The 24,058-nt window shown below is 63.2% G+C and carries 24 protein-coding genes, 1 tRNA gene and 1 pseudogene; 20 read left to right on the top strand and 6 right to left on the bottom strand.

The window, feature by feature from the left end; genetic code table 11:
- The 12 genes and pseudogenes from DW925_RS10390 to hisE all read left to right on the top strand — a co-directional run.
- Positions 1–141: pseudogene (locus DW925_RS10390) on the top strand (SIS domain-containing protein); the annotation flags it as partial.
- A gap of 73 nt (positions 142–214) precedes the next feature.
- Positions 215–1,051 (top strand): sugar phosphate isomerase/epimerase, encoded by an 837-nt coding sequence (locus DW925_RS09465; RefSeq protein ID WP_117790885.1) that lies wholly within the window; start codon positions 215–217, stop codon positions 1,049–1,051.
- 170 nt (positions 1,052–1,221) lie between these two features.
- Positions 1,222–2,937 (top strand): ATP phosphoribosyltransferase, encoded by a 1,716-nt coding sequence (gene hisG, locus DW925_RS09460; protein WP_117790884.1) that lies wholly within the window; start codon positions 1,222–1,224, stop codon positions 2,935–2,937.
- Positions 2,938–3,042: 105 nt separating this feature from the next.
- Positions 3,043–4,479: a histidinol dehydrogenase gene (gene hisD, locus DW925_RS09455; protein WP_117790883.1), complete on the top strand. Its 1,437-nt coding sequence runs from the start codon at positions 3,043–3,045 to the stop codon at positions 4,477–4,479.
- Between the two features lies 1 nt (position 4,480).
- Complete coding sequence (gene hisC / locus DW925_RS09450; RefSeq protein ID WP_117790882.1) at positions 4,481–5,596, top strand: histidinol-phosphate transaminase; 1,116 nt, start codon at positions 4,481–4,483, stop codon at positions 5,594–5,596.
- Positions 5,597–6,184, top strand: a complete 588-nt coding sequence (gene hisB / locus DW925_RS09445; protein WP_117790881.1) for an imidazoleglycerol-phosphate dehydratase HisB — start codon at positions 5,597–5,599, stop codon at positions 6,182–6,184.
- A 79-nt stretch (positions 6,185–6,263) separates the two neighbouring features.
- Positions 6,264–6,965: an imidazole glycerol phosphate synthase subunit HisH gene (hisH, locus tag DW925_RS09440; protein ID WP_117790880.1), complete on the top strand. Its 702-nt coding sequence runs from the start codon at positions 6,264–6,266 to the stop codon at positions 6,963–6,965.
- A complete protein-coding gene (locus DW925_RS09435; RefSeq protein ID WP_117790879.1) occupies positions 6,962–7,705 on the top strand; it encodes a HisA/HisF-related TIM barrel protein in 744 nt (247 codons plus the stop codon). The genes hisH and DW925_RS09435 overlap by 4 nt, the downstream gene beginning before the upstream one ends.
- A 3-nt stretch (positions 7,706–7,708) precedes the next feature.
- On the top strand, positions 7,709–8,491 hold the full coding sequence (hisF, locus tag DW925_RS09430) for an imidazole glycerol phosphate synthase subunit HisF (RefSeq protein WP_117790878.1): 783 nt from the start codon (positions 7,709–7,711) through the stop codon (positions 8,489–8,491).
- A 143-nt stretch (positions 8,492–8,634) separates the two neighbouring features.
- Positions 8,635–9,060 carry a phosphoribosyl-AMP cyclohydrolase gene (gene hisI, locus DW925_RS09425; RefSeq protein WP_233540268.1) on the top strand — a complete coding sequence of 142 codons (426 nt, stop codon included), beginning with the start codon at positions 8,635–8,637 and terminating at the stop codon, positions 9,058–9,060.
- Positions 9,047–9,202, top strand: a complete 156-nt coding sequence (locus tag DW925_RS10080; protein ID WP_158565766.1) for a hypothetical protein — start codon at positions 9,047–9,049, stop codon at positions 9,200–9,202. The genes hisI and DW925_RS10080 overlap by 14 nt, the downstream gene beginning before the upstream one ends.
- 15 nt (positions 9,203–9,217) lie before the next feature.
- Complete coding sequence (gene hisE / locus DW925_RS09420; RefSeq protein WP_117583614.1) at positions 9,218–9,535, top strand: phosphoribosyl-ATP diphosphatase; 318 nt, start codon at positions 9,218–9,220, stop codon at positions 9,533–9,535.
- 27 nt (positions 9,536–9,562) lie between these two features.
- Here the strand turns inward: hisE and DW925_RS09415 are convergent, their stop codons facing one another.
- The 3 genes from DW925_RS09415 to DW925_RS09405 all read right to left on the bottom strand — a co-directional run bounded on the left by DW925_RS09415 (position 9,563) and on the right by DW925_RS09405 (position 14,589).
- Positions 9,563–10,474, bottom strand: coding sequence for a PHP domain-containing protein (locus tag DW925_RS09415; RefSeq protein ID WP_117759424.1), 912 nt, complete (start codon positions 10,472–10,474; stop codon positions 9,563–9,565).
- A 119-nt stretch (positions 10,475–10,593) separates the two neighbouring features.
- Entirely contained in the window at positions 10,594–11,013 is a 420-nt protein-coding gene (locus tag DW925_RS09410) for a nitrous oxide-stimulated promoter family protein (RefSeq protein ID WP_117654881.1), read from the bottom strand.
- Positions 11,014–14,589 (bottom strand): ATP-binding cassette domain-containing protein, encoded by a 3,576-nt coding sequence (locus tag DW925_RS09405; protein WP_117790877.1) that lies wholly within the window; start codon positions 14,587–14,589, stop codon positions 11,014–11,016.
- Between the two features lie 382 nt (positions 14,590–14,971).
- Here DW925_RS09405 and larC point away from each other — a divergent pair, with 382 nt between their 5' ends.
- The 6 genes from larC (at position 14,972) to DW925_RS09375 (ending at position 20,386) form a co-directional block, all read left to right on the top strand.
- Positions 14,972–15,457, top strand: coding sequence for a nickel insertion protein (gene larC, locus DW925_RS09400; RefSeq protein WP_117790876.1), 486 nt, complete (start codon positions 14,972–14,974; stop codon positions 15,455–15,457).
- Positions 15,458–15,514: 57 nt separating this feature from the next.
- The gene (gene yfcE / locus DW925_RS09395) at positions 15,515–16,063 is read left to right on the top strand and encodes a phosphodiesterase (protein ID WP_117790875.1); all 549 of its coding nucleotides are present in this window, start codon (positions 15,515–15,517) and stop codon (positions 16,061–16,063) included.
- A gap of 2 nt (positions 16,064–16,065) precedes the next feature.
- Positions 16,066–16,926 (top strand): nucleoside triphosphate pyrophosphohydrolase, encoded by an 861-nt coding sequence (mazG, locus tag DW925_RS09390; protein WP_117790874.1) that lies wholly within the window; start codon positions 16,066–16,068, stop codon positions 16,924–16,926.
- Positions 16,927–17,114: 188 nt separating this feature from the next.
- Positions 17,115–18,404, top strand: a complete 1,290-nt coding sequence (gene eno, locus DW925_RS09385; protein ID WP_117564903.1) for a phosphopyruvate hydratase — start codon at positions 17,115–17,117, stop codon at positions 18,402–18,404.
- Between the two features lie 195 nt (positions 18,405–18,599).
- Positions 18,600–19,361 (top strand): septum formation initiator family protein, encoded by a 762-nt coding sequence (locus tag DW925_RS10295; RefSeq protein WP_233540267.1) that lies wholly within the window; start codon positions 18,600–18,602, stop codon positions 19,359–19,361.
- Positions 19,362–19,381: 20 nt separating this feature from the next.
- Positions 19,382–20,386: a hypothetical protein gene (locus tag DW925_RS09375; protein ID WP_117790873.1), complete on the top strand. Its 1,005-nt coding sequence runs from the start codon at positions 19,382–19,384 to the stop codon at positions 20,384–20,386.
- A 141-nt stretch (positions 20,387–20,527) separates the two neighbouring features.
- Here the strand turns inward: DW925_RS09375 and DW925_RS09370 are convergent, their stop codons facing one another.
- From DW925_RS09370 to DW925_RS09360, 3 genes are all read right to left on the bottom strand, one after another.
- Complete coding sequence (locus tag DW925_RS09370; RefSeq protein ID WP_233539713.1) at positions 20,528–21,814, bottom strand: ATP-binding protein; 1,287 nt, start codon at positions 21,812–21,814, stop codon at positions 20,528–20,530.
- Between the two features lie 489 nt (positions 21,815–22,303).
- A tRNA-Leu gene (locus tag DW925_RS09365) sits at positions 22,304–22,388 on the bottom strand.
- A 31-nt stretch (positions 22,389–22,419) separates the two neighbouring features.
- Entirely contained in the window at positions 22,420–23,043 is a 624-nt protein-coding gene (locus DW925_RS09360; RefSeq protein WP_117790871.1) for a hypothetical protein, read from the bottom strand.
- A gap of 163 nt (positions 23,044–23,206) precedes the next feature.
- Here DW925_RS09360 and DW925_RS09355 point away from each other — a divergent pair, with 163 nt between their 5' ends.
- Both DW925_RS09355 and DW925_RS09350 read left to right on the top strand, forming a co-directional pair.
- Positions 23,207–23,494: a PTS sugar transporter subunit IIB gene (locus DW925_RS09355; protein WP_117640417.1), complete on the top strand. Its 288-nt coding sequence runs from the start codon at positions 23,207–23,209 to the stop codon at positions 23,492–23,494.
- A gap of 11 nt (positions 23,495–23,505) precedes the next feature.
- On the top strand, positions 23,506–23,880 hold the full coding sequence (locus DW925_RS09350) for a VOC family protein (protein WP_117640416.1): 375 nt from the start codon (positions 23,506–23,508) through the stop codon (positions 23,878–23,880).
- Positions 23,881–24,058: the final 178 nt, after the last annotated feature.

The following is a 24,058-nucleotide window of genomic DNA, read 5'->3' as shown; positions in this document are numbered from 1 at the left end:
GGCCTTGACGACGAGTTCCGCGTCATCGTGTCTCCGTGGATCCTTTCCTCGCTGATCACCGATCGCCTTGCCGCTTACTACGAGACGGTCACCAAGCACAACCTCAACTACCGTCGCTACTATCACCAGTTCGACTACTAAGAGCAAATAACGTTTGTGCAATTTGGCCCCGCTCCTACATGGAACGGGGCCTCGTTTGGGTTGGAGAGTAATTATGAGCTACCCGCAGCTTGCCGTCATGAATATCAGCCATCGTTATTTTTACCTTGAGGAATTCTTTTCCTCGGCTGCAGCCTCGGGCTACACGTGTTGCGAGCTTTGGACCGGGGCGATGCATCTGTATGTCGATTGCCATGGATACGATTCGATCGAGCAGGTGCGGGAGCTGTCACAGCGGTATGGGGTTCGGATTGTGGGGCTTTGTCCCGAACAGAACAACCCCAAGCCGTGGAATATCGCGGCGCGCGGGAATGAAGCGCGTACCCGCACGCTCGCGTACTTTAAGAACGTTGTGGATATCGCGGCGGAACTTGGAGCCGAGCAGGTCATGGTCTCGAGCGGCTGGGCATTTTTGAACGAGCCGATCGAGGACGCGTGGGGTCGCAGTGCCTCGATGCTGCGTGCGATTGCCGAGCATGCGGGAGAACGCGGCGTGCGACTGGTGCTCGAGGCCCTACAGCCGGTTGAGTCGATGATCGTGAACTCGGCGGCCGACACGAAGCGCATGATCGAGGCAGTTGACCATCCGGCACTTAAGGCGTGTCTGGATATGGGCGCCATGGCGGTGGCGGGGGATACCATCGACGATTATTTCGATCTGCTTGGCGATGATGTCGCCCACGTGCATTTTGTCGATGTTGCGGCAGATGGCACGACGCATCTTGCCTGGGGTGACGGCGACCGCGATATGCGCGCCGACCTGGATAGGCTGGTGGCGCGCGGCTATCGCGGAGTTGTTTCGGCCGAGACCTATGACGGGCGCTATTTTGCCGACCCCGCAGCTGCCGATGCGCAGGTAATGGCAGAGTATCGTCGTGCGATTGGCGCCTAGGTGGGGTCGGGCTGCGGCAATCGGCCCCTATGTTTCCAAATGAATACGCTGTGAGCCGAAGGAGACGATTTTCCCCGCAAACACTCTAGTATGCTAAAGTACCCAGAAGACCGGCGGAGCTATGCCGGTCTTCTGTTCTATACGAAGCACAGCATGAGGAGGCTCACCAGATGACGGCCACACCGTGGGGATTCCGGGACATATTGCCCGAGGAGGCTCAGGCGCGCGAGGAGATTGCGCTGACGGTGAAGGGCTGCTTCAGGGAGCATCATTACCTTCCGGTCGAAACGCCGCTGCTCGAGGACAAGGGTTCACTCGAGGAAGGCGGCCGCATCGCGGACACGCCGTTTAAGCTTTTTGACGATGATGGCCGTCTGCTGGTGGTCCGTCCCGACAACACATTGCCGATCGTGCGTCTGGTCTCGACCCGCATGCGCGCGGCCGACCTGCCCCTGCGCCTGCGCTATGAGGCGCCGGTGGTTCGCGAGTGCCAGCGCAATGCCGGTGGCTCGCGTCAGTTTACGCAGCTGGGCTTTGAGCTTATCGGTGCGGGCGACACCGCGGGCGATGTCGAGATTGTCTCGCTCGTGGCCGAGGCGGTGCGCAAGCTGGCGCTGCCCGCTGCGCGCATTATCGCAGGTAGCGTGCGTCCGTTTAAGGAGCTGCTCGCGGCGTGCGAGGATCGCGAGCTGGCTGCCGAGGCCCTGCGCTGCGTGCACGCCAACGACTTTGTGGGCCTCGATGCCCGCGTGGCGGCAAGCGCCGAGTCCGATGCCGTCAAGGTTGCCATTAGCGAGCTGCCGCGCTTGCACGGCGGCGCCGAGGTACTCGACCGCGTCGATGTGCTTCTGGCGGCGGCGGGCATTGTCGCGCCGCTCACGCGCGAGCTGCGCGCCCTGGTCGAGGGCCTGGCACCCGAGGACGCCCAGGTGCTGTCGTTCGACTTCTCCATCATGAACTCGTTCGATTACTACACGGGTCTGGTCTTTAAGGCCTATGCCGGTGGCTTGCCCGATCCGGTCGGTTCGGGTGGACGCTACGACTCCATCTTTACCGGCGCATTTGGCGACGGCATCGAGGTACCGGCGGCGGGTTTCGCCTTTTCGCTCGAGCGTCTGGAGGCTGCGCACACCTCGGCCGAGGACGCTGCTTCCGATGGCGATCACGCCGCGGGCCGTGGCGCCGAGGGCCCGCTGCGCATCGCCGTGCCCAAGGGCTCGCTCAAGGCCGATACGCTCGACGTGCTCGAAGCCGCGGGCCTGGACGTCTCTGAGTTGCGCGATCCGGGCCGTCACCTAATCGTGCGCGGCCGCGACACGCGTGCCGGTGAGGGCGCGGTCGGAGATATCGAGTTTGTCATCGTGCGCCCCAGCGATGCGCCCGCCTTTGTGGGCTGCGGCGGTGCCGATTGCGGCATCTGCGGTTGGGACTCGCTTATCGAGGCCGACCTCAACTTGCTGCAGCTGGTCGATCTGGGCTACGGCCTGTGCACTTTCATTGAGGCGGAGCCCGCGTGGCGCGCCGGCCAGGCCGAGCGCAACTATGCCCGCCGCGGGTCGCTTCGCGTGGCCACCAAGTATCCGCGCATCGCGAGCGCCTGGTATGCCGAGCGCGGTGTGAACGCCGATATCGTCTCGCTGCACGGTAACATTGAGCTGGGTCCCATCGTCGGCATGACCGATCGCATCGTGGATATTACCGCCACGGGCGCCACGCTGCGCGATAACGACCTCGTTATTACTGGTCGCATTATGGACTGCACGGCCCGCTTCTTTGTCAATCCGGGTGCCGCACGTCTGGATCCGCGCGTACGCAATCTGGCAGATTGCTTGGCGGCAGCCGTGAAGGACAAGCATTTTGAGCCCGTTGCGGGCTCGGCACAATAGCGCGAGCACGCACGGGCGCCCCAACGTCCGGGCTGCGGGCCGATTGGCGCCGCCGCCCGGTCTCTCGTTTTTCGAACACAACCTCGACCGATAGGGGATACCGAAATGAAGACCATCAAGCTTGCTCCCGGTGAGCGCCTCGTTACCAACCAGCTCAACCGTAAGGGCGTGCTGCCGCAAAACATCGTCGACGCCGCTCGCGATATCGTGGCCAACGTGCGTGCCAACGGCGATGCCGCGGTGCGCGATTACTGCCAGCGTTTTGACGGTGTTGAGCTGCAGAGCTTCCGTCTTCCGCAGGAGCAGATCGATGCCGCGCTCGAAGGCCTCGATCCGGCCTTTGTCGCCGCGCTCGAAAAGGCTGCGCGCCAGATTCGCGAGTTCCACCAGCGCGAGGTCGAGCAGAGCTGGTTTACCACGCGCCCGGACGGCACGATGCTCGGCGTTAAGGTGACCCCGCTCGCGGCGGCCGGCATCTATGTACCGGGCGGCCGCGCGCAATATCCCTCCACCGTGCTCATGAACGCCATTCCCGCCAAGGTCGCCGGCGTCAAGCGCGTGGTTATGGTGACCCCGCCGCAAAAGGATGGACTGATTAGCCCGTATACGCTCGCGGCGGCCAAGCTCGGCGGCGTGGACGAAATCTATATGGTGGGCGGCGCCCAAGCCGTGGCCGCGCTGGCGTACGGTACCGAGACCATTCCGCGCGTCGACAAAATCACCGGCCCGGGCAACGCCTTTGTTGCCGCTGCCAAGCAGATTGTCTCGGGTGACGTGGGTATCGACATGGTCGCCGGTCCCTCCGAGGTCTGCGTGCTGGCCGATGCCACGGCCAAGCCTATGGTGGTCGCGGCCGACCTGATGGCTCAGGCCGAGCACGATCCGCTGGCGGCCTGCTATCTGGTGACCTGCGACGAGCAGTTTGCGCGTGAGGTCGAGGCGGGTATCGACATTCTGGTAGCGCAGTCCCCGCGTGCCGAGATTACGTGCGCTTCGCTCGATAACGAAGGCGCCATCGTGGTGGCCGCCGACATGGCGGCCGCCGTCGAGGCCGTGAACACCGTGGCGCCCGAGCACCTTGAGCTGCACTGCAAGGATGCGATGGGCCTGCTCGGCGGCATTCGCAACGCCGGCGCCATCTTTGTGGGCGCTTGGAGCTCCGAGCCGCTCGGCGATTACGTTGCCGGTCCCAACCACACGTTGCCGACCGGCGGCACGGCCATGTTCTCCAACCCGCTTTCGGTCGAAGAGTTCGTTAAGCGCTCGAGCGTTATATGCTATACGCCCGAGGGCCTGCTCTCCGACGCTCCCGCTACGCAGCGTCTGGCCGAGGCCGAGGGCCTGTGGGCGCACGCGCTTTCGGCCGCACTGCGCCGCCGCGTGTTGGAGCAGGGCGAGGATGCCGTGAGCGCCGAGTCGCTCGCCGCGGCCGACCTGACCAAGGTTGCCTGGCCGGGCGACGCCGTGGCGACGGTTGCCGAGGGCGTGGACCTGGCGGCTGCAGGCGCAGATGGCGCTGGCGTAACCGGCGGGGAGGCCTAATATGGCCGAACTCACGCCTCGCATGAAGGAGCTCGTCCAGCCTTACCTGGCCGGTATTGAGCCCTACGATCCCAACTTTACGCCCACGCGCATCAACCTTTCGGCCAACGAGAACACCTATCCCGTGCCGGCTGGCGTGCGCGAGGCGGTCGACGCCGCCCTGGCTGCCACGCCGCTCAACCGCTATCCCGATCCCATGTCCAACGATCTGCGTGACGAGCTTGCCGCTTGGCATGGTGTGGCGCGCGAGAATGTCTGCGTGGGCAACGGCGGCGACGAGCTGCTCTATAACTACCTGTTGGCGTTTGGCGGCGCGGGACGGACCCTGCTCAACTGCCCGCCGTGCTTTAGCGAGTATGCGTTCTTTGCGTCGCTCTGTCAGACCGAGGTGCGCGACGTGTGGCGCGACCCCGCGACCTTTGAGCTCGACCAGGCAGCCGTGCTTGCGGCGGCGTCCGAGTGCAACCTGGCAATCGTGACCTCGCCCAATAATCCCACGGGCGATGTGGTGCCGCTCGACTTTGTCGCGGCCCTGTGCGATGCATGCCCCGGCATGGTGATGGTCGACGAGGCCTATGTTGAGTTTGCCGACGATTCGTTTGGCGCGGCAACCACAGCGCAAGGGCTTATCGCTAAGCATCCCAACCTGGTGATTCTGCATACGCTGTCCAAGGCGTTTGGCGCTGCCGGCACGCGTCTGGGCTATGTGATCGCGGCGCCCGAGGTCATCGATGTGTTCGCGGCGATTCGCCAGATCTATTCGGTCAATGTGCTGAGCCAGGCCGCAGCGCTTGCCTGCGTGCGTGCCCGCGATGCGTATGCACCCGTGGTGGCGCAAGTTACATCCGAGCGCGAGCGCGAGTTGTGCACCCTGCGCGCAATGGCTGCCGAGGGCATGCCCGTGGAGGCATGGCCGAGCGCGGCGAATTTTGTGCTCGTGCGCACGCCGCATGCCACGCGTGTGCGCGAGCGTCTGCGCGACGAGTATTCGATTCTGGTGCGCGACTTTAGCTACGCGCCGGGGCTCGCGGACTGCCTGCGCATTACCGTGGGCACCCCGCAGGAAAACGACGAGGTGCTGGCCGCGTTTGCCGCGCTGGTGAAGGAGGAGATGTAGATGGACCGCTATGCCGAGGTAACCCGCAAGACGGGCGAGACCGACATTGTCGTAAAACTCGACCTGGACGGAAGCGGCGTGTGCGATATCTCGACCGGCGTGCCGTTTTTCGACCACATGCTCAACGCTTTTGGCCGCCATGGTCTGTTCGATCTGACGGTGCACGCGGTGGGCGACGTGGAGGTCGATGCGCACCACACCGTCGAGGACACGGGTATTGTGCTGGGCGAGGCGTTTTGTCAGGCGCTGGGCGACAAGGCGGGCATTACGCGCTTTGCCGACGCGGCGATCGCCATGGACGAGACGCTTGTGATGGCTGCTGTTGATATTTCGGGCCGCGGGCAGGCCTACTGCGAGCTGCCCGTGCCCATCGAGCGCGTGGGCAGCTTTGATACCGAGCTGGCCGTCGAGTTCTTCTACGCCTTCGCGCGCGATGCCAAGCTCACGCTGCACGTTCGCGAACTGGCGGGCGGTAACTCGCATCACATTATCGAGGCCGCCTTTAAGGCCGTGGGCCGCACGATGCGCCACGCCTGCGAGCTCGATCCCCGCGCGCAGGGCATCCCCAGCACCAAGGGCTCGCTGTAACCGCTACAAAGGTAAAACCACTACGAAGGTGCCTGTCCCCTTTGTGGTGGTTTTGGACAAGACGAGGAGGAGGGGTCGCGTGGGCGAACCGAAGATCGTGGTGGTCGACTACCACAAGGGCAACTTGTCGAGCGTCGTGCGCGGGCTTGCGCGCGCCGGTGCCGCCGCCTGTACATCGGATGATCCGGAGCAGATCCGCCGCGCCGACGGCCTGGTCATCCCGGGCGTGGGCGCGTTCTATGACGCGATCGCCTTTATGCGCCAGAGCGGCGAGGCGGACGCGGTGCTCGGTGCCGTTGTCGCCGGAACTCCGCTGCTCGGCATCTGCCTGGGCCTTCAGCTCTTTTTTGAGCGCGGCAACGAGGGCGTGCCTGCGGACGAGGGCGTGGCCGCGGATGGCGGCACCCCCGAGCAGTCTGGCGGCCCCTGGGTCGATGGCCTGGGCATCATGCGCGGCTCGTGCACGCGCTTGGAGTCGAGCCGCCTGAAGGTGCCGCACGTGGGCTGGGACCAGGTGCACATGACGCCCGCCGGTTCGGCCGATCCGTTGCTCGCCGGTTTTGCCGAGGGTGCCAACATGTACTTCACCCACAGCTACGCGGTGGCCGACGACGCCGATGCCGCTGATGTTTTGGCGCGCACGCACTACACGCGGAGCTTCCCGTGCATCGCGCGTCACGGCAACGCGTGGGGCTGTCAGTTCCATCCCGAGAAATCCTCCGCGCTTGGTCAGCGCATCCTTAAGAACTTCGTCAACATCGTCGAGGAGGTTGGCCGATGATCCTGTTTCCTGCAATCGATTTGATCGGCGGCAAGGTCGTGCGCCTGGAGTGCGGCGACCGGAGCCGCTGCAAGGTATATTCCGACGACCCCGTGGCCGTCGCCCGCTCGTTTGCCGAGCAGGGCGCGAGCTGGGTGCATGTCGTCGACCTGTCCGCTGCCTTTGGCGAGGACGAGGACGCGTGCGCTGCCAACTCGGCGGCGATTAAGGCCATCTGCAGCGTCGACGGCCTGTCCGTGGACGTGGGCGGCGGCGTTCGCTCGCTCGCGCGCATCGACGAGCTGGCCGGCTACGGCGCGCGTCGCATCGCACTGGGCACCGTGCTGGTGACTGAGCCGGGTTTTGCCGAGGTGGCGGCCCAAGGCTTTGGCGAGTTACTGGTGGCAGACATTGCCGCCCGTGACGGCCAGGTCAAGGTGAATGGTTGGCGCGACGGCGCGGGTGTGGCGCTCGACGACGCCGTGGCGCAGCTCACCGAGCTGGGCTTTAAGCATCTGGTGTATACCGACATCGCGCGCGATGGCATGCAGACGGGCATCGACGTGGCGGCGTATCGCCATGTGGCCGAGGTCGCGGGCTTTCCCGTCGTGGCTTCGGGCGGCATCTCGACGCTCGACGATATCCGCGCACTGGCCGCGGTGGGCGAGGATGCCATCGAGGGTGCCATTACCGGTCGTGCGCTCTACGAGGGCAACTTTACGCTGGCCCAGGCGTTGGCCGCCGCCCGAGGGAAGGAGTAGCCCATGCTTGCCAAACGCGTGATTCCCTGTCTGGATGTTAAGGACGGCCGCGTGGTCAAGGGCGTCAACTTTGTGAGCCTGCGCGATGCTGGCGACCCGGTGGAGCTGGCGCGCGCCTACGACCGCGAGGGTGCAGACGAGGTCGTCTTCCTGGACATTACCGCGACGAGCGACAACCGCGCGACGACCATCGAGATGGCGGCGCACGCGGCCGAGGAGCTCGCTATTCCCTATACCGTGGGCGGCGGTTTCCGCGACTTGGCGGGCATGCGAACCATGGTTGCCGCCGGTGCCGACAAGGTGTCGCTTAACTCTGCCGCCGTGCGCGATCCGTCGTTGATCAGCCAGGCCGCCGCGGCGTTTGGCAGCCAGGCCGTGGTCGTGACGATTGATGCCAAGCGCGTGGGCCTGCCCGGTCAGCCGGATGCCGACAAGTGGGAGGTCTTCACGGCGGGCGGTCGCAACGCCACGGGTATCGATGCGGTGGCGTGGGCCGAGGAAGCGGCTCGTCGCGGCGCCGGTGAGATCTTGCTCACCAGCATGGATCGCGACGGCACCAAGGCTGGCTTCGACCTGGCACTCACCCGCGCCGTGGCGCGTGCGGTGCCGATTCCCGTCATCGCGAGCGGCGGCGTGGGCACGCTCGAGCATTTTGCCGAGGGCGTGATCGAGGGCGAAGCCGACGCCGTACTGGCGGCCAGCGTCTTTCACTTTGGAACTTTCAGCATTCGCCAGGTGAAGGAGTATATGGCCAGCCAAGGCATCCCTGTGAGGCTGGACTTCTAGTGCTGCGGCTTGCCCAGGCGCCCGACCTTCCGGCTCCAACCCTCCTCGCGTACTTTAAGTACGCGTCGTCGGGCTTGTCGCTCGGAATCTCGGGCACCTGGACAACCCTCGCCGACCTGCGAAGTTTGAATTTGGGGAGAGAAATGGAAGAGATAACCGATCCTTCAAAACTTACGTACGACGCCCGCGGGCTGATTCCTTGCGTGGTTCAGCAGTATGACACCGGTGAGGTGCTTATGGTTGCTTGGATGAACGAGGAATCGGTGGGGCTGACGCTCAAGACCGGGACCACGTGGTTTTGGAGTCGCAGCCGTCAGGAGCTCTGGAACAAGGGCGCGACGAGTGGCAACATGCAGGAGGTCAAGGAGCTCTGGGCCGACTGCGATAGCGATACGCTGCTGGTCAAAGTGGACTCACCGGGCCCGGCCTGCCATACCGGCAACCGTACCTGCTTCTTTAAGCGCGTAAGGGGGGGGGAACACGATGAAGGTCGTGACGCCGTTCGAAGTCGCCGAATGCAACACCGAGCTCCTCCGCGCGGGCGTGCCATGCCGCGTGCACCTGACTGATGCCTGCGGGGTGCAGTCGCTTTGGCTCGAGGCCGAGAAGGAAAGGCTCAATGAGGCCCATGCCGTCATCGTCGAGTTCTTTGAGAAAAAGGGCGCAAAGCCTCGGTTCGATGAGACCGGTACCTACTTTACGCTGCAGTAACGAGAGGAAATAACCATGGGAGTCAGAACAGCTAACGTGCAGCCGGGAAACATCGGTGAGACGCTGACGGGACTGGCCGAGGTGATTCACGGTCGTCGCGACGCATCGCCGCAGGAGAGCTATACCGCGCGTCTGCTGACCGACGTCGAGGACGAGCTTCTCAAGAAGCTTGCCGAGGAGGCGAGCGAGGTGATCATGGCCTGCAAGGATAACGACCACGATCACATCCGCTACGAGGCCGGCGACCTGATCTACCACCTGCTCGTGACGCTCGAGCGCTACGGCATCACCCTCGACGAACTGGCCGGCGAACTCAACGCCCGCCGCCACTAGTCATTGGGGACGTTCTTAAACGACTAGTTAGGCGAGGGGCGTGGATTCCCATTCGCCGGTGGGGTGGGGGATATCGAAGGCCCGGTAGCCGCAGTCGTAGGCGTGGGCCTGGGCCTCGCGGATGTTCCAGCAGATGTCGCAGGCGCGGTGCGCGTCCGAGCCAAAGGTGATGGGCACCTCGGCATGGGCGAAGCGGCGCAACAGCCCGGTCGCGGGGTAGTAATCGTCGAGCCCCTTGCGCGGTGCGGCGGTCGAGACCTCAACGCGGCGACCCGTATCGTGGGCGCATTCGGCCATCTGCTCCCAAAACGGCGCGGGGTCAAAGTCGGGTGCAAAGCCGTCCTTCGAAAAGCGCATGACCAGGTCGGGATGGGCCATCGCGTCAAAGTTGAGTGAGCTTTCGCAAGCACGGCACCAGTCGTCGACGTAGCACTCCCACACGCCGCGCACGCCTAAGTTTTCCCAAACATGCAGGTTGGTATCGTCGTCGATCCAACCGCAAAGGGAATCGGGTGTATCGGGGCGCGCGACGTCCTCTGTCCCTGCCGTGCCCGCGGCGCCTGCCGCAATATCGCCCGGGTTGCCAATCCAGTGCACGCTGCCCAGACGTACGACGGCGCCCTGGGACCAGTGCTCTACCAAGGGCTCGCAGCCCTCGTACCAATCGCATTCAAAACCGTAGATAAAGGTGAGCTCCGGCGCAATCTGCGCGGCGAGTTTGCGGGCGTCCTCAAAGGACAAACGATGTGCCGGCAAGTCGCCCTCGACGACCTGCACCTCGCAGTTAGCATCCATACTGGCGGGCAGGGTAAGGTGGTCGGTCGAGACCATGACGCGGCAGCCGGCGGCAGCAGCGGCACGGACGTTGTCCTCGAACGAGGCGTGCCCGTCCGAGAACGAGGTATGAGTATGGCAATCGACCAGCGGGCAGGCGGGCATGGTGACTCCTTTGCGTCAAGCGAATCCGCTTCATTGTAATGGCGCAGCCTCGGCGCGGCGGGAACGCTGCAAGTCGAAACCGACTGGAAAGGGCAGGCGGCGCGTGCCGGCGCCGGCGACTACTTGCTTCGTGCCGCCACGCGTTTGGCCTGCACCGTTACCATCGCGTGTCTTACGGCGGTGATGGGGCGATAGCGGATCATACGCGGTCCCGACCAGCGCATGATCTCGCGGATCTTCTCGCGCATGGCAGGCCGGTAGCAATGCGAAGGACAGGCCGAGCAAAATGTCTTGGTGCCCATGTGCGGGCAGTGCTCAATGCGCGCGATGGCGTATTTCTGCAGCTCGGCGCATTCGGGGCAGAGCGTAATGGTCCGAAGGCCGAGCTTCACGCGCACGGGCTCATCGTCGCCAGCCTGTTCGACCGCATGCCCGCCGCCATGATGCCCACGACACCACAGCGCAATCATCTGCGACACCATTTGGGCCTCGCGCTCACGTTTGCGTGCCAGCTCCGGTGTGTCGGCGGTGCGCGCCATCTAGCTCAGCCTCCCGTGCTCGACCGAAAGCGAGCAATCGGCAAAGGCGCAGGTGCTGGCACGGTGGCTTACGAGTACGATGGTCTTGCCGCGGCGCTTGAGCTCGTCAACGGCCTGCATTACGGACGCCTCGTTGAGGGCGTCGAGTGCGCTGGTGGGCTCGTCGAGCAAGATGAAAGGCGCGTCGTTGAGGAAGATGCGCGCAAGGCCGATGCGTTGGCGCTCGCCGCCCGAGAGCGAGTCGCCCAGCTCGGCAACCGGGGTGTCGAGACCCTGCGGCAGGCGGTCGATGAGGGCGGTAAGCGAAGCGGAGCGGCAAGCGTCGAGCAGCTCGGCATTGGTGGCGTTGGCGTGCGCGACCAGCAGATTCTCGCGTACGGTGCCGCAGAACAGATGTGTGTCCTGGGTCATATAGGCCTCGTGGCTGCGCAGGCTCGCCGTGTTGATGTGGCGGGCATCGACACCGCTCACCGTGATGGTGCCGGCTGCGGGGTCCCAAAAGCGCATGAGCAGCTTAAGCAGCGTCGACTTGCCCGAGCCCGAGCGCCCCATGATGCAGGTCATGGTACCGGGCGCAAAGGTGCAGGTCACGTCGTCGAGGATGAGATTCGCAGCGGCGTCGTTCGCGACCTGCTCTGTGGCGCCGGCACCGCCCGCGTCCACGCCGCCCGCATAGCTAAAGCTCACATGCTCGGCTGCGGCGCCGGCAAACTCAACGTCCTGTCCATCGGCGACCTCGGCGCACTGGGGCCGCTCGTCGAGCAAATCGAGCACGCGTGCGCCCGAAGCGAGCGTCTCCTGCAGTGAGGCGCCCAGGCGGCTCACGGCCATTACCGAACCAAACGACGACACAAAGGTAAAGACGGCGACAAACGCTGCGGCAAAATCAATCGTTCCCGCAGCCACCAGCTGCAGCGCATGCCCGAGCATCACCAGATTGGCCGCAAGAATAAGCGCATCGGCTACGGCCTCGCTGGCCGCCTGGCGGCGCTTGAGGCGCGCGTCCACGGCGCCGACTTGCTCGGTCAGCTTGGCCAGGGCACGGCTGCGATCGGCGCCACCGGCGAACTGGATAGTCTCGGACGCGCCGCGTAGACTGTCGAGCACATAGGCGCCCAGCTTACCGGCGCCCTCGCGGCTCTGGCGGCCGGTGGTGCCGCATGCCTTGGCCGAGGTCAGGGGCAGTAGCACGCCCAGGACCGCGTAGGCCACGAGCGCGATGCCCGCGAGCTCGGGGCTCACAGCCAGCAAAAAGCCCTCAAACACAACGGTGCAGACCAGAGCGATTGCAATGGGCGAGATGGTGTGCGCGTAGAAGACCTCGAGCAGCTCGATATCCGAGGTGACCAGGCTCACGAGCTCGCCCTTGCCACGGCCCTCGAGCTTGGCGGGGGCGAGCTGGCGCAGGGCACCAAACACCAGGTTGCGAATGTGTGCGAGCAGACGGAATGCGATGTAATGGTTGCAGAGCTGCTCGCCGTAGTGGAGCGGCCCGCGTGCGATGCCGCAGGCGGCACAGGCCGCGCATGCTGCGATAAGACCAAGCCCCAAGGCGTTGCGGCCCAGCGCGGCCATAAGGCCAAGGGCGCCAAAGGCCGGCACGAACGCGGCGGTGAGCATACCAATGCTGCCTAGCGCGACGGCTAGCACAAGCCAGCCGGCAAGCGGTCGGACGAGCCCCATCATGCGCCACATGATGGACGGCGCCGAGCGACGGACGCGGCCGGAGTCAAGCGCCGCGGCAGCGGAAGACGAGCTAGCACCGTTGAGGCCATCGGTACAGGCAGCGCTGCCGTCAACAGCCTCAACCGCGCCGGCATCTTCGACGTCCTCGGCATCATCCTCCGCATACGCATATGCCGAGAGCTGCTCCTGGCTGTTCCACATGCGCGCATAGGCGCCCGCGGTGGCCAAGAGCTCGCCGTGAGTCCCGTGCTCGGCAATACGGCCACGCTCCAGCACCAGGATCTGATCGGCGCCTACGATCGTCGACAGGCGGTGTGCCACCACGATTACGGTGTGCCCGCCGGCGAGCGATGCAATGACCTCGCCGATTGCGGCTTCGCTTGCGGCGTCCACATTGCTCGTCGCCTCGTCAAACACATAGATCGGCGAGTCGTGCAGCAGGGCGCGGGCCATGCACACGCGCTGGCGCTGACCGCCCGAAAGGTTGGTGCCGCCCTCGTTAATCACCATGTCGAGCCCGCCGTTGGCCTGCACAAAGGCCGCCACGCGCGTGCGGTCGAGTGCGCGCAAAAGCTCGGTATCGGTGGCGCTGGGCTGGGCGAGCAGCAGGTTGTCGCGCAGGGTGCCGGCAAACAGGTGACCGTTGGTGGGCACCAGGGTGACGGCGCGCATGAGTGAGGCGGCCGTGGCGTCGCGCAGCTCGACGCCGCCGATGCGAACGCTGCCACGGTAGGCACCCTTGCGGCCCGCGATAATCCCCGCGATCGTGGACTTGCCGCCGCCGCTTTCGCCCACGAGTGCCACGAGCGAGCCGTGCGCAATGGTCGCGCTGGCGCTGTCCAGCACCGTGCGGTCGCCGTATGCATAGCTCACGCCCGCGAGCTCGATATCGCCGCGACCGTCAAGCTCAACATCGCCGCGCTCGGGCTCGGGCGTATCCAAAATGCCAAACATGCGGCGCGAGGCGGCCATGCCGTTCATGGCCGTGTGGAACAGCGATCCCAGGCGGCGCATGGGCAAAAAGAACTCCTGTGACAGAAAGACGATGAGGAAGGCAGCCTCAAAGCCAATCTTGCCCGTGGCGAGCTGCAGCGTGGCTACGATAATGCCGAGCGCGGCGCCCATATAGACGACCAGGTCCATAACGCAAATGGAGCGCAGCTGCATCACCAGCAGGCGCATGGTCGCCGTGCGGAAACGCTCGGACTCGGTGTTGATACGCTCGTGCCAGCTGCGATCGGCCTGGTAGACCTTAAGGGTGGTGAGACCCTGCACGGCCTCCAGGAACATGCCGCCAAGATCGACATAGCTGCCCCAGTACTCGGCACCGATCTTTTTGGCGTTGCGCATGACCATCATAATGGAGACGGGGATGACCGGAACGCAGGCGAGCAGCAGCGCGGCGGGAAGACCCGCCTGGCCCACGAGCAGTGCAAACAGCGTGATGGGTGCCAAGCCCGCAAAGAAGAGCTGCGGCAGGTAGCCGCCAAAGTACACCTGGAGTTGCGTGGCGCCCTCGACGCTGGTCTGGACGGCCTCGGCGGTGGGGACGGTCTCGGTGTAGGAGGGGCCGAGTGCGGTGAGCTTGTCGTAGACGAGCGAGCGCACGCGGCGGACGGCCTCGAACGCGGCCTTGTCGCCGGCGCGTTGGGCCAGGTAGATGGAGACGGCGCGCACGATGGTGGCGGCGGCGAGCGGCAAGGCCGCCTGTGCGAGGGCGTCGACGGCGAGCGCGGCGGAAAGACCGTCCGTGACGATGCCGCCCAAGATGCGCGCAAGCACCCACATCACCGTGATGTTTGCCATGAGCGCTATCCATTTAAACAGGACGCTCGCCACAATGTAGGGCGTTGCCTGCGGAACCAGGGAGAAGAGCCGCTTCTCGAACATGAAACCTCCGATGCCGTAACGGTGCCGGGCGGGGTCCTCGGCAGCCGATTAGTTAGCCAAATGCAACTAGAGTAACATCGTGCAGCGGGTAAGTATGCCGAGGGTAATTTTTAGCCGATGAACTGCGTAGAAAGTTCAAAATTGTTGAGTGCGGCGAACTTTGTGGTGGACGGAATGCGGGCGCAATTTTGATCGTGTGCGGCCCGCTCCAAAACGTGTACGTCAGCCTCCAAAACCGACAAAAAATGACATGTTTGGAGGCTGACGTACATGTTTGGATAGGGGCAAGGGCGACGACGGACGAAAGTCACGCCTGTGCCACGTTCGATGTGCTAGCGTTTGGGTGAATAAAACGAGCCCGTGCGGAAAGGATCCGGACCGTATGCAACGTGGAAGTACATCTCCGCTGTCCCACGAGACCGATGCGCCCGAAACCATCGTCAAGCTGGAGTGCGACATCGACGATGCGTCGCCCGAGGTACTCGCCTATGCCGCCGACCGCCTGCGCGAGGCGGGCGCCCGCGAGGTGCACTGGCTGCCCCTCTACTGCAAAAAAGGCCGCCCCGGCTGGCAGCTGCAGGTGATCTGCTCGCATGAGGATATCGAACGCCTGCAGACGATTATCTTTCTGGAAACCACGACCAACGCCGTTCGTCGCCAGGTGATGGAACGCGTTTGCCTGCCGCGTCGTTTTGAGCAGGTAGCGACGCCTTGGGGCGAGGTGGCCGTCAAAGTAGCCACCCTGCCCGACGGCAGTGAGCGTGCGGCGCCCGAGTACGAGGACTGCGCCCGTCTTGCCCGCGAGCATAACGTGCCGCTCCAGCGCGTGATGCAGGCGGCACAAGCCTCGGCACTGCGATTTGAATAGCGCGGCCGGCGACATCTCGCGCCCGGCCACATCAGCCCCACTCCGAAAGGACTTCCCATGAAATACCTCATCGCTTCCGACATTCACGGCTCGGCATACTGGACCGAGCGCCTGGTCGCCGCCATCGAGTCCGAGCAGCCCGACCGCATTGTGCTGCTGGGCGACCTGCTCTACCACGGCCCGCGTAACGACCTGCCGCGCGACTACGCTCCCAAACGCGTGATTCCGCTGCTCAACGCCCTGGCCGACCGCATCATCGCGGTGCGCGGCAACTGCGACGCCGAGGTCGACCAGATGGTCCTCGACTTCCCCGTCATGGCTGACTACGCCACACTATTCGACGAGACCGGACGTGAACTGTTCCTGACGCACGGCCACGTCTTTGGCGCCGGCATGCATAACAGCGTTGACCACGCGCCCGCGCTGCCCGAGGGCTCCGCGCTCGTCTACGGCCATACGCACATCAAGGTTAACGAGGAAAGCGCCGCGCACCCGGGTCTGTGGCTCTTCAATCCCGGCAGCGTGAGCATTCCCAAGGACGGTGCGCACAGCTACGGCATCTACGAGGGCGGCGCGTTCCGTCACGTGATCCTGGAGGAGGAGTAACCATGGCCGAGCATATGGCTCAGCAAAATACCGAGGGTTCGCGCGACCTGTCCACGCTGGTCGACGCGTCGGCCGAGCTGCAGCATCTGGTGCAGACCATCTGGCGCCTGCGTCAGCCCGATGGCTGCCCGTGGGACCGCGAGCAGACGCATCAGAGCATTGGCAAGAACATGATAGAGGAAGCCTACGAGGCGCTCGATTGCATTGAGGCGGACGACGTGGCGCATCTGCGCGAGGAGCTGGGCGATGTGCTCATGCAGGTGGTGCTGCATGCGCAGATTGCGGCGGATGCCGGTGAGTTTACGCTTGCCGATGTGGCGCGCGATATCGACGCCAAGCTCATCCGTCGTCACCCGCACGTGTTTGGCGATGCGGATGCCGAGAGCTCCGACGAGGTGCTCAAGATTTGGGACGAGGTCAAGCTTGCCGAGAAGGCCGCCAAAGACCAGGCCGTGGCGGCAGGCGAGGCTGCGCCCGAGGGTCTGCTCGACGGCGTGCCCACGCACCTGCCGGCGCTGATGCAGGCTCAGAAGGTGTCGCGCAAGGCGGCTGCCGTGGGCTTTGAGTGGGAGACGGTCCAGGACGTGTGGGACGAGGTCGCTGAGGAGCGTGCCGAGTTTGAGGCCGAGGCTCCCGGCTCGCCCGAGCGCGAGATGGAGTTTGGCGACCTGCTCTTTGCCCTGGTCAACGTTGCGCGCAAGGAGGGAATCGACGCCGAGAGCGCCCTGCGTGCCAGCACGGCAAAGTTCCGCCGCCGCTGGGCCGCGATGGAGCAGATGGCGGCCGACGCCCACGTGGATCTGGCCGAGCTTTCGACCCACGGCCTCAATGACCTCTGGGATGCCGCAAAGGCAGAGGAGTAAGACTGCGGGGGCGACGGGACGGACTTTCTCATCGCCCCCATTATTTTTCAAAAAGATTGTATCTCTTGGCTAACTTAGGGCATAATGCAAAAAGTGCGATAAGGCTAACTTATGAACCTGCGCGCCACTGTAGCGTGCAAGCCGTGTCGCCAAGCATTCAACCCGTTTCCAAGTGAGAGGGAGACAACATGAGCGATATTTTGGATGTCTACGGTCGCGAGGTACTCGACAGTCGCGGCAACCCCACCGTCGAGGTCGAGGTCGTGCTCGAGGACGGCAGCTTCGGCCGCGCGATGGTGCCTTCGGGCGCTTCGACCGGCGCCTTTGAGGCATGCGAGCTGCGCGATGGCGACAAGGGCCGCTACCTGGGCAAGGGCGTTTCGCAGGCCGTCGAGCACGTCAATAACGAGTGCGCTAACGCCGTCGTGGGCCTCGACGCCTTCGACCAGCGCGCCGTCGATGCCGCGCTGATTGCCGCGGACGGTACCCCCAACAAGACCAAGCTCGGTGCCAACGCCATCCTGGGCGTGTCGCTGGCCGTCGCCCGCGCCGCTGCCGAGTCGGCGGGTCTTTCGCTGTACCAGTACCTGGGCGGCGTCAACGCCCATCTGCTGCCCACGCCCATGATGAACATCCTCAACGGCGGCGTGCATGCCGACAATAACGTCGACTTCCAGGAGTTCATGATCATGCCGGTGGGCGCCCCGAGCTTTGCCGAGGGCCTGCGTTGGTGCGCCGAGGTCTACCACACCCTCAAGGGCGTGCTGCACGAGGCGGGCCTGGGCGGCGGCGTGGGCGACGAGGGCGGCTTTGCGCCCAACCTCAAGACCAATGCCGAGCCGTTCGAGTACATTACCAAGGCCGTCGAGAAGGCTGGCTTTAAGCCCGGCGTCGACTTCATGTACGCCATGGACCCGGCCTCGACCGAGTTCTACAACGCCGAAACCGGCATGTACGAGCTCAAGGGCGAGGGCGTGGAGTACACGAGTGCCCAGATGGTTGATTACTGGGAGAAGCTCGTCGACACCTATCCCATCATCTCCATCGAGGACGGCATGGCCGAGGAGGACTGGGACGGTTGGGTTGAGCTTACCCGCCGCATTGGCAACAAGGTGCAGCTGGTGGGCGACGACCTGTTCGTCACCAACACCGAGCGCCTCAAGAAGGGCATCGAGCTGGGTGCCGCCAACGCTATCCTGGTCAAGGTCAACCAGATCGGCACGCTCACCGAGTCGCTCGAGGCCATCGAGACCGCCAAGGAGGCCGGTTACGCCTGCATCGTGAGCCACCGCTCCGGCGAGACCGAGGACTCCACGATCGCCGACCTGGTCGTGGGCGTCAACGCCGGCCAGATCAAGTCGGGCGCCCCGTGCCGTAGCGACCGTATCGCCAAGTACAACCAGCTCATTCGCATCGAGGACGAGCTCGAGGGCAGCGCGCGCTACGCCGGCAAGGCCGCGTTCTACAACATTCGCTAAACGGGCGAATTTGGCGAGGGGGAGGCTGACTCGGTTCCGCCCCGCCTTGGCTGGACGCCGCAAAGCGCTGTGGGCGCTGGGCTATATGGCTCAGCGCCTTTTTTATGACGAGCAAAGGCTGGCGAAGGCGGTGCGGGCGCTCGTGCTATAACTAGAATACTTAGCGCAAACAAACCTCAACCGCACAAGGCGCACATGGATCAGATTTACGACAACAGGTACTATTCCGCCGGTTCGCGCGAGCCGTCGCTGCACCGTGCGCGCACGGTGCAGCTCGGTGGGTCCGCCTACGCCGGCGTCGGCCGCCCCGCGCAGCGCCCGACAAGTACCTCGCGCCCCAATGCCCAATCAAATACTTTGGCAGATGGACCAGTGCGCCCGGCGCGTTCGTCGCATGCATCGCGTCTCTCGACTCAGGCACACGACAAATCGAGCAGACCCTCGAGTCGTCTTTCGGGCTCGGACTTTATGCATTACGCCAACGACAACGCGGTGGTCAAGGCGATCTATGACTTTACGCATGGCTCTCTGCGTCCGCTGTTTATCGGTATCGTGGTGGCGCTGGTGCTCGTGAGCCTGTATTTTCCCGTGCGCGATCTGTACGTGGCAAAGCGTTCGAGCGATATCTTGGCCAAGCAGGTCGAGATTCGCCAGCAATACAATGATGAGCTGCAAAAAAGCGTCGACAAGCTGCTCTCGGAGGAGGGTATCAAGGACGCGGCGTCCGAGGACCTGGGCCTGGTGATGCCCGGCGAGAAGAAGATTGACGTGCTAGGCTTGGACGACGATTCGGACTCGTCGTCGAGCAAAAAGTCCTCAAACGCCAAGAAGGCCAGCGAAGTGGCCAAGGAAATCGAAGAAGTCGGCAAGGACGCGCCGTGGTACATCCAGGCGCTCGACATGCTGTTTGGGTTTAACGGCGTCGAGGGTCAGACGGTCGTGTCCAACGGCAAATAGCGCCCGGAGGGGAGCCCGCAATGACAAATTGCAAACGCTATAAGGTGGCCGCGATCGACCTGGGAACGGTGTCGTCGCGACTGGTGTTGGCCCAGGTCGAGGGCGGAGCGATTGTGGAATCGTCCAAGCATACCGAGATTACCGACCTGGGCGAGGGCGTGGACGCGACGGGGCGCTTCTGCGAGGCGGCTGTCGAGCGTGTGCTCGCTGCGTGCCGCATGTTTGTGGACGAGGCCCGTGCCTTTGGGGCCGTGTGCGTCTGCACCACGTGCACGAGTGCCGCGCGCGATGCGTCCAATGCCGCGCTGCTGCTGGACGGCCTGCGCGAGTTGGGGCTCAAACCACAGGTGATTCCGGGCGAGGTCGAGGCGCGCCTGACGTTTTTTGGCGTGGCGCACGACTTTGCCGGCGAGCGCATCATCGTCGCGGATTCGGGCGGCGGGTCCACGGAACTCGCGACGGGCGTATACGCTCCGGAGCGCGGCGTCTTTGCGCTGGAGGGAACGCGCTCGCTGGACATCGGTTGCCGTCGCGTGACGGAGCGCTTTTTCTCTGCGTTGCCGCCCGCGGATGGCGAGCTTGCTGCCGCTGCCGCGTGGGCAGGCGAGCAGTTCGCCGCCTATTTTGAGGGCCTGCCTGTCGACTTTGAGCGCGCCGAACGCTTAGTCGCGGTGGGCGGCACGGTGACTACGCTGGTGGCTCTGGTCCACGAGCTGGAACCGTACGATTCGAGCTTTGTGCACCTACGCGAGCTGTCGCTGGAGCAGGTCTCGGCCGCTATCGAGCGCATGTCTGTGTTGGACGCGGAAGGCATCGCCGCGCTACCGGGTGTACAGCCCAAACGCGCGGGCGTGATCTTGGCTGGTGCCGTGGTGATTCGCGAGCTTATGCGAGCCGGCGGCTACGACACGCTCACCGTAAGCGAGAACAGCCTGCTTGCCGGCATGGCCGCCACCATTAACGAGGTTCTCGACGGTGAGCTACCCACCATCGGCTGGACCCCCAGCCTCAGCGCCCTCCAATAAGTTGCGGTGAAATATGGACTAAAATCGCCCTTTCGGGCCCCAAACAGTCCCTATTCCACCGCAACTCAACAGCCGGCACTTAGGGACGTTCCTTTTCTGCCGGCACCTGGGGACAGTCCTTGCGGGGCGTCCCCACAGCGCCTATGCCAGCTTGTCGATTTGCCCAATCTCCCAAAGCGGAATATTGACGAGCATGCCTTCATCTCTATATGCCGCCAGGGAGGTCCTCACACAACGCATGAGCTTGAATTTTTCGCAGGCTATTTTCAGGCTCTTTGCTTTGAGGTTCTCCGCCGCCTTGACCTCAAGCGGAAGCACGGTTCCCGCATGGTCGATGGCAAAGTCGGTTTCGGCATTGCCGGAGGTAGAGGACCAGTACGCAGGACTTTTGCCTTGCAGCAAGAGTTCCTGTGCGACATATTGCTCGGTGAGCGAGCCCTTAAACTCAGTGAAAACAGCGGATCCGTTTAGGACGATGGTCGGGGGGAGGCTGGAGAGCGCTCCAAGGATGCCGGTGTCAATGCAAAATAGTTTGAAGCCCGAGAGATCCTCATAGCTCAAGAGCGGTGCTCTGAGGGCAGAAACGCGCGGAACCTTATGAACGATTCCGTAGTCCGCGAGCCACTGGAGGCTTTCCTCAAAATCGCGTGCGCGCGCTCCGGGGCGAAGGGCGCCATAGACAAACTTCTTGTTCTCCTTGGCAAGCTGGCCGGGAAGGGATTTCCAAACCAACCTCATGCGCTCGACGATGCGGGCGGGTGCATGTTTGCCAAAATCGGATTCGTAAGCCTCGATGATTTGCTGCTGAAGCCTTCGGGCTTCGATGAAGTCGCGTGTCTCGGCGAAAGCGGAGACAACTTCGGGCATACCACCGACAACAAGGTATTCCTTGAGCAAGTGCTCGAGCTTTTCGGTAACGTTTGCTAGAAGGTTCATGTCTGCGGCAAGGATGGCGTCGGCGAGCGGGTTGCCGTCGACGGCACGAACGAACTCGGCAAACCCCATGGGACGCATGGTGAGCTGGTCGATTTTGCCGACGGGAAATGACTCGTTTTCGCGTCGGAGCGCGAGACCCATATAGGAGCCGGCTGCTACGATGTGGTATTCGGGTGCAAGTTCGTTGAAGTACTTGAGCGAGGTGATCCCGTGTGGCGCCTCTTGGATCTCGTCGAAGATGATGAGCGTGTCTGCCGGCGTTATGGTTTGGCCACTTAGGAGTTCTATCTGGGAGATGATGCGCTTGGGGTCGAGGTCCCCATCGAACAGCGAACGTGCGCTCGGCTCGAGCATAAAGTCAAAACGAATGACGTTTCGATACTGCTGGCTTGCGAATTTGTTAAGAAGCCACGTCTTTCCTGTCTGGCGGGCTCCCTTAAGCAAGAGAGGTTTGCGATTCGCCCTTGATTTCCAAGCGATAAGTTCACTCATAAGCTGTCGTTGCATATTGCCTCCCAACCCTCTCGGCTAGTATAAGGCCATATGCGCGTTTCCCTTGGAAAATGTGCGAGACAACCACGTTTTTCCATCGAAAAATGTGCGAGACAACCACGTTCTTCCATCGAAAAATGTGGGAGTATCAACCTAAGCTGCGGTGAAATAGTTCTTAAATAGGCTGGTAAACAGCATAAACAAGAACTATTCCACCGCAACTTATCATCCGTGTCGGCATCCACAAGAAACGAGCCCGCGTCTCCGGGGGACACGGGCTCGTAAACAATGCGTGGTAGGGGCGGTGGGACGTCTGCGAATTTGCGCAGCAAATACGCACCGGCCTCGGTCGCCTGCCGGCGCCCTCGCCGGCTCGCTACAAACGCTCCGCGTTTGCTTAACGCTCGCCCCCTCGCGGGTTCGAGCCCCACCGGCGTGCAAAAGAAACGAGCCCGCATCCCTGGGGGACACGGGCTCGTAAGCACTACATGGTAGGGGCGGTGGGACTCGAACCCACAATCCTTGCGGCGAGAGATTTTAAGTCTCCTGCGTATGCCAATTCCGCCACGCCCCCGTGAGACTAGAAGTCTAGCACAAGCCGTCCGTTACGCGTTGACGGCCATCGAGTGCTGGCCTGACTTTTCCAAGTACTCGGCAAACTTGGCTTCGTCGCCCTTGTTCTGGTACTGCAGGGCCAGCAGGTACTCCAAGCGGCAGCGCTTGACCGGGTCGTCGCCGACATCCTCGAGCATGCGCTCCAGCTCGGGAATGTCGTTGTGACGCTTGAGGATCATCGTGTCGTACATCAGCTGGCACTCGTGCGCGACCGCCTCGGCCTGACCGCCCTCAAAGCCCTTGATCTCGTGCAGCAACTCCTTGGACTTTTTGCGGTCCTCCTGGCCAACGTAGTAGTTAAAGGCTTTGATCACCAGGTCGACGCGCTGCATCTTGGGCAGGTTGAGTCCCAGCAACAGGTCGAACATCTCGTTGGCGTGTTCGTGGTCCTCGCGCAACAGATAGGAGTTCAGGCGCAGGTAGTCGCGGTTGTAGCGCGGGTACAGCATGCTGGTGAGTTTGCCGTCGAGCAAACGATCGAACTCGTCCCACTGTTTGGCAGCCATCAACTGCTGCAGGCGCTTAAACGTGGTGCGTTTTTTGATGCTAAAGAACACCGACACGGCGATACAGATGATAACGACGGCGGTCCAGAGTGTGCGGGAATCGGGCATATTAGGGTCCTTAGTCGCTCATAAAGCGAGCGGTATGACAACACGTACTGGATGTATTATACGCAGCGCGCAAGCAAACTGGCATAAAAGCTCATCGAGGCCGAGTGCCATCGCTCGCTGCGGTACACTTACCTAAAGTAAACCATGAAGGGAGACATTACCTATGAAGAAAATCGTTTTGGCTTGCGGTGCTGGCGCTGCTACTTCCACGCTCGTTGCCCAGAAGGTCGCCACCCTGCTCGACGCCAACGGTTACGCCGACAAGTATGAGATCGTGCAGTGCGCCATCTCCGAGGCCAAGGACGCTTGCGACGAGGGCGCCGACCTGCTGATCGCCACCACCGTTGCCCCCGAGGGCCTCACCTGCCCGTACGTGAGCGGCGTGCCCTTCATGACCGGCATGAACCGCGTTGCCGCCGAGAAGGCCGTTCTTGACGTCATGGCTCAGTAGGCGCTGCCTGCATGAGTGAGCAGAACGCCAATCCGGTAGAGCTCTTTGGTATGCGCGTTGCCCATGTGGGCATTAACGCTGCCGACCCGGCAGACGCCTTGGAGATCGCGGAGCTGTTCTCGACGATGATGGGCCTGCCCGTTATCGAGACCCCGGTTTCGTACTTTAACGATTCGCTGGTCGAGGTTATGAAGCAGAACGGTCGTGGCACCAAGGGCCACATTGGCTTTGCCGTCAACGACATCGATGCGGCCGAGAAGTGGTTTGCCGAGCGCGGGCTCGAGGTCAACGAGGAGTCGCGCGCGCTGCTGCCCGACGGTAGCACCAAGCTCGTGTACTTTAAGCGCGAGTTCGCCGGCTTCGCCGTGCACCTGTGCCGCGAGTAGCGCACGAGCTGCTTTAGTTAGCAAAAAGGGATAGGGCCGTATGGCCTTATCCCTTTATTTATGCCGAGGGATCGACTTTTGCAACGGTCAAAAAACCGAAGTCTAATACTTTTCCGAGAAGTGAACGAGACAAATCAGCCCCATTACAGTCTGAAATAGGCCATCGATAAATTTCGAT

It is taken from the genome of Collinsella sp. AM43-1, from assembly GCF_003467925.1.
In the GTDB taxonomy this organism is placed as follows: Bacteria; Actinomycetota; Coriobacteriia; order Coriobacteriales; family Coriobacteriaceae; genus Collinsella.
This window is presented reverse-complemented; position numbering and strand designations above follow the sequence as displayed.

Excerpts from the sequence above, each read along its gene's own strand:
- hisC (WP_117790882.1), top strand. The coding sequence starts at position 4,481 with ATGGCCGAACTCACGCCTCGCATGAAGGAGCTCGTCCAGCCTTACCTG.
- mazG (WP_117790874.1), top strand. The coding sequence starts at position 16,066 with ATGGCCGAGCATATGGCTCAGCAAAATACCGAGGGTTCGCGCGACCTG.
- DW925_RS09415 (WP_117759424.1), bottom strand. The coding sequence starts at position 10,474 with ATGCCCGCCTGCCCGCTGGTCGATTGCCATACTCATACCTCGTTCTCG.
- DW925_RS10295 (WP_233540267.1), top strand. The coding sequence starts at position 18,600 with ATGGATCAGATTTACGACAACAGGTACTATTCCGCCGGTTCGCGCGAG.
- eno (WP_117564903.1), top strand. The coding sequence starts at position 17,115 with ATGAGCGATATTTTGGATGTCTACGGTCGCGAGGTACTCGACAGTCGC.
- larC (WP_117790876.1), top strand. The coding sequence starts at position 14,972 with ATGCAACGTGGAAGTACATCTCCGCTGTCCCACGAGACCGATGCGCCC.
- hisF (WP_117790878.1), top strand. The coding sequence starts at position 7,709 with ATGCTTGCCAAACGCGTGATTCCCTGTCTGGATGTTAAGGACGGCCGC.
- DW925_RS09370 (WP_233539713.1), bottom strand. The coding sequence starts at position 21,814 with ATGAGTGAACTTATCGCTTGGAAATCAAGGGCGAATCGCAAACCTCTC.
- hisI (WP_233540268.1), top strand. The coding sequence starts at position 8,635 with ATGGAAGAGATAACCGATCCTTCAAAACTTACGTACGACGCCCGCGGG.
- DW925_RS09465 (WP_117790885.1), top strand. The coding sequence starts at position 215 with ATGAGCTACCCGCAGCTTGCCGTCATGAATATCAGCCATCGTTATTTT.
- DW925_RS09355 (WP_117640417.1), top strand. The coding sequence starts at position 23,207 with ATGAAGAAAATCGTTTTGGCTTGCGGTGCTGGCGCTGCTACTTCCACG.
- DW925_RS09410 (WP_117654881.1), bottom strand. The coding sequence starts at position 11,013 with ATGGCGCGCACCGCCGACACACCGGAGCTGGCACGCAAACGTGAGCGC.
- hisG (WP_117790884.1), top strand. The coding sequence starts at position 1,222 with ATGACGGCCACACCGTGGGGATTCCGGGACATATTGCCCGAGGAGGCT.
- DW925_RS09360 (WP_117790871.1), bottom strand. The coding sequence starts at position 23,043 with ATGCCCGATTCCCGCACACTCTGGACCGCCGTCGTTATCATCTGTATC.
- DW925_RS09435 (WP_117790879.1), top strand. The coding sequence starts at position 6,962 with ATGATCCTGTTTCCTGCAATCGATTTGATCGGCGGCAAGGTCGTGCGC.
- DW925_RS09375 (WP_117790873.1), top strand. The coding sequence starts at position 19,382 with ATGACAAATTGCAAACGCTATAAGGTGGCCGCGATCGACCTGGGAACG.
- hisE (WP_117583614.1), top strand. The coding sequence starts at position 9,218 with ATGGGAGTCAGAACAGCTAACGTGCAGCCGGGAAACATCGGTGAGACG.
- DW925_RS09405 (WP_117790877.1), bottom strand. The coding sequence starts at position 14,589 with ATGTTCGAGAAGCGGCTCTTCTCCCTGGTTCCGCAGGCAACGCCCTAC.
- hisB (WP_117790881.1), top strand. The coding sequence starts at position 5,597 with ATGGACCGCTATGCCGAGGTAACCCGCAAGACGGGCGAGACCGACATT.
- yfcE (WP_117790875.1), top strand. The coding sequence starts at position 15,515 with ATGAAATACCTCATCGCTTCCGACATTCACGGCTCGGCATACTGGACC.
- DW925_RS09350 (WP_117640416.1), top strand. The coding sequence starts at position 23,506 with ATGAGTGAGCAGAACGCCAATCCGGTAGAGCTCTTTGGTATGCGCGTT.
- hisD (WP_117790883.1), top strand. The coding sequence starts at position 3,043 with ATGAAGACCATCAAGCTTGCTCCCGGTGAGCGCCTCGTTACCAACCAG.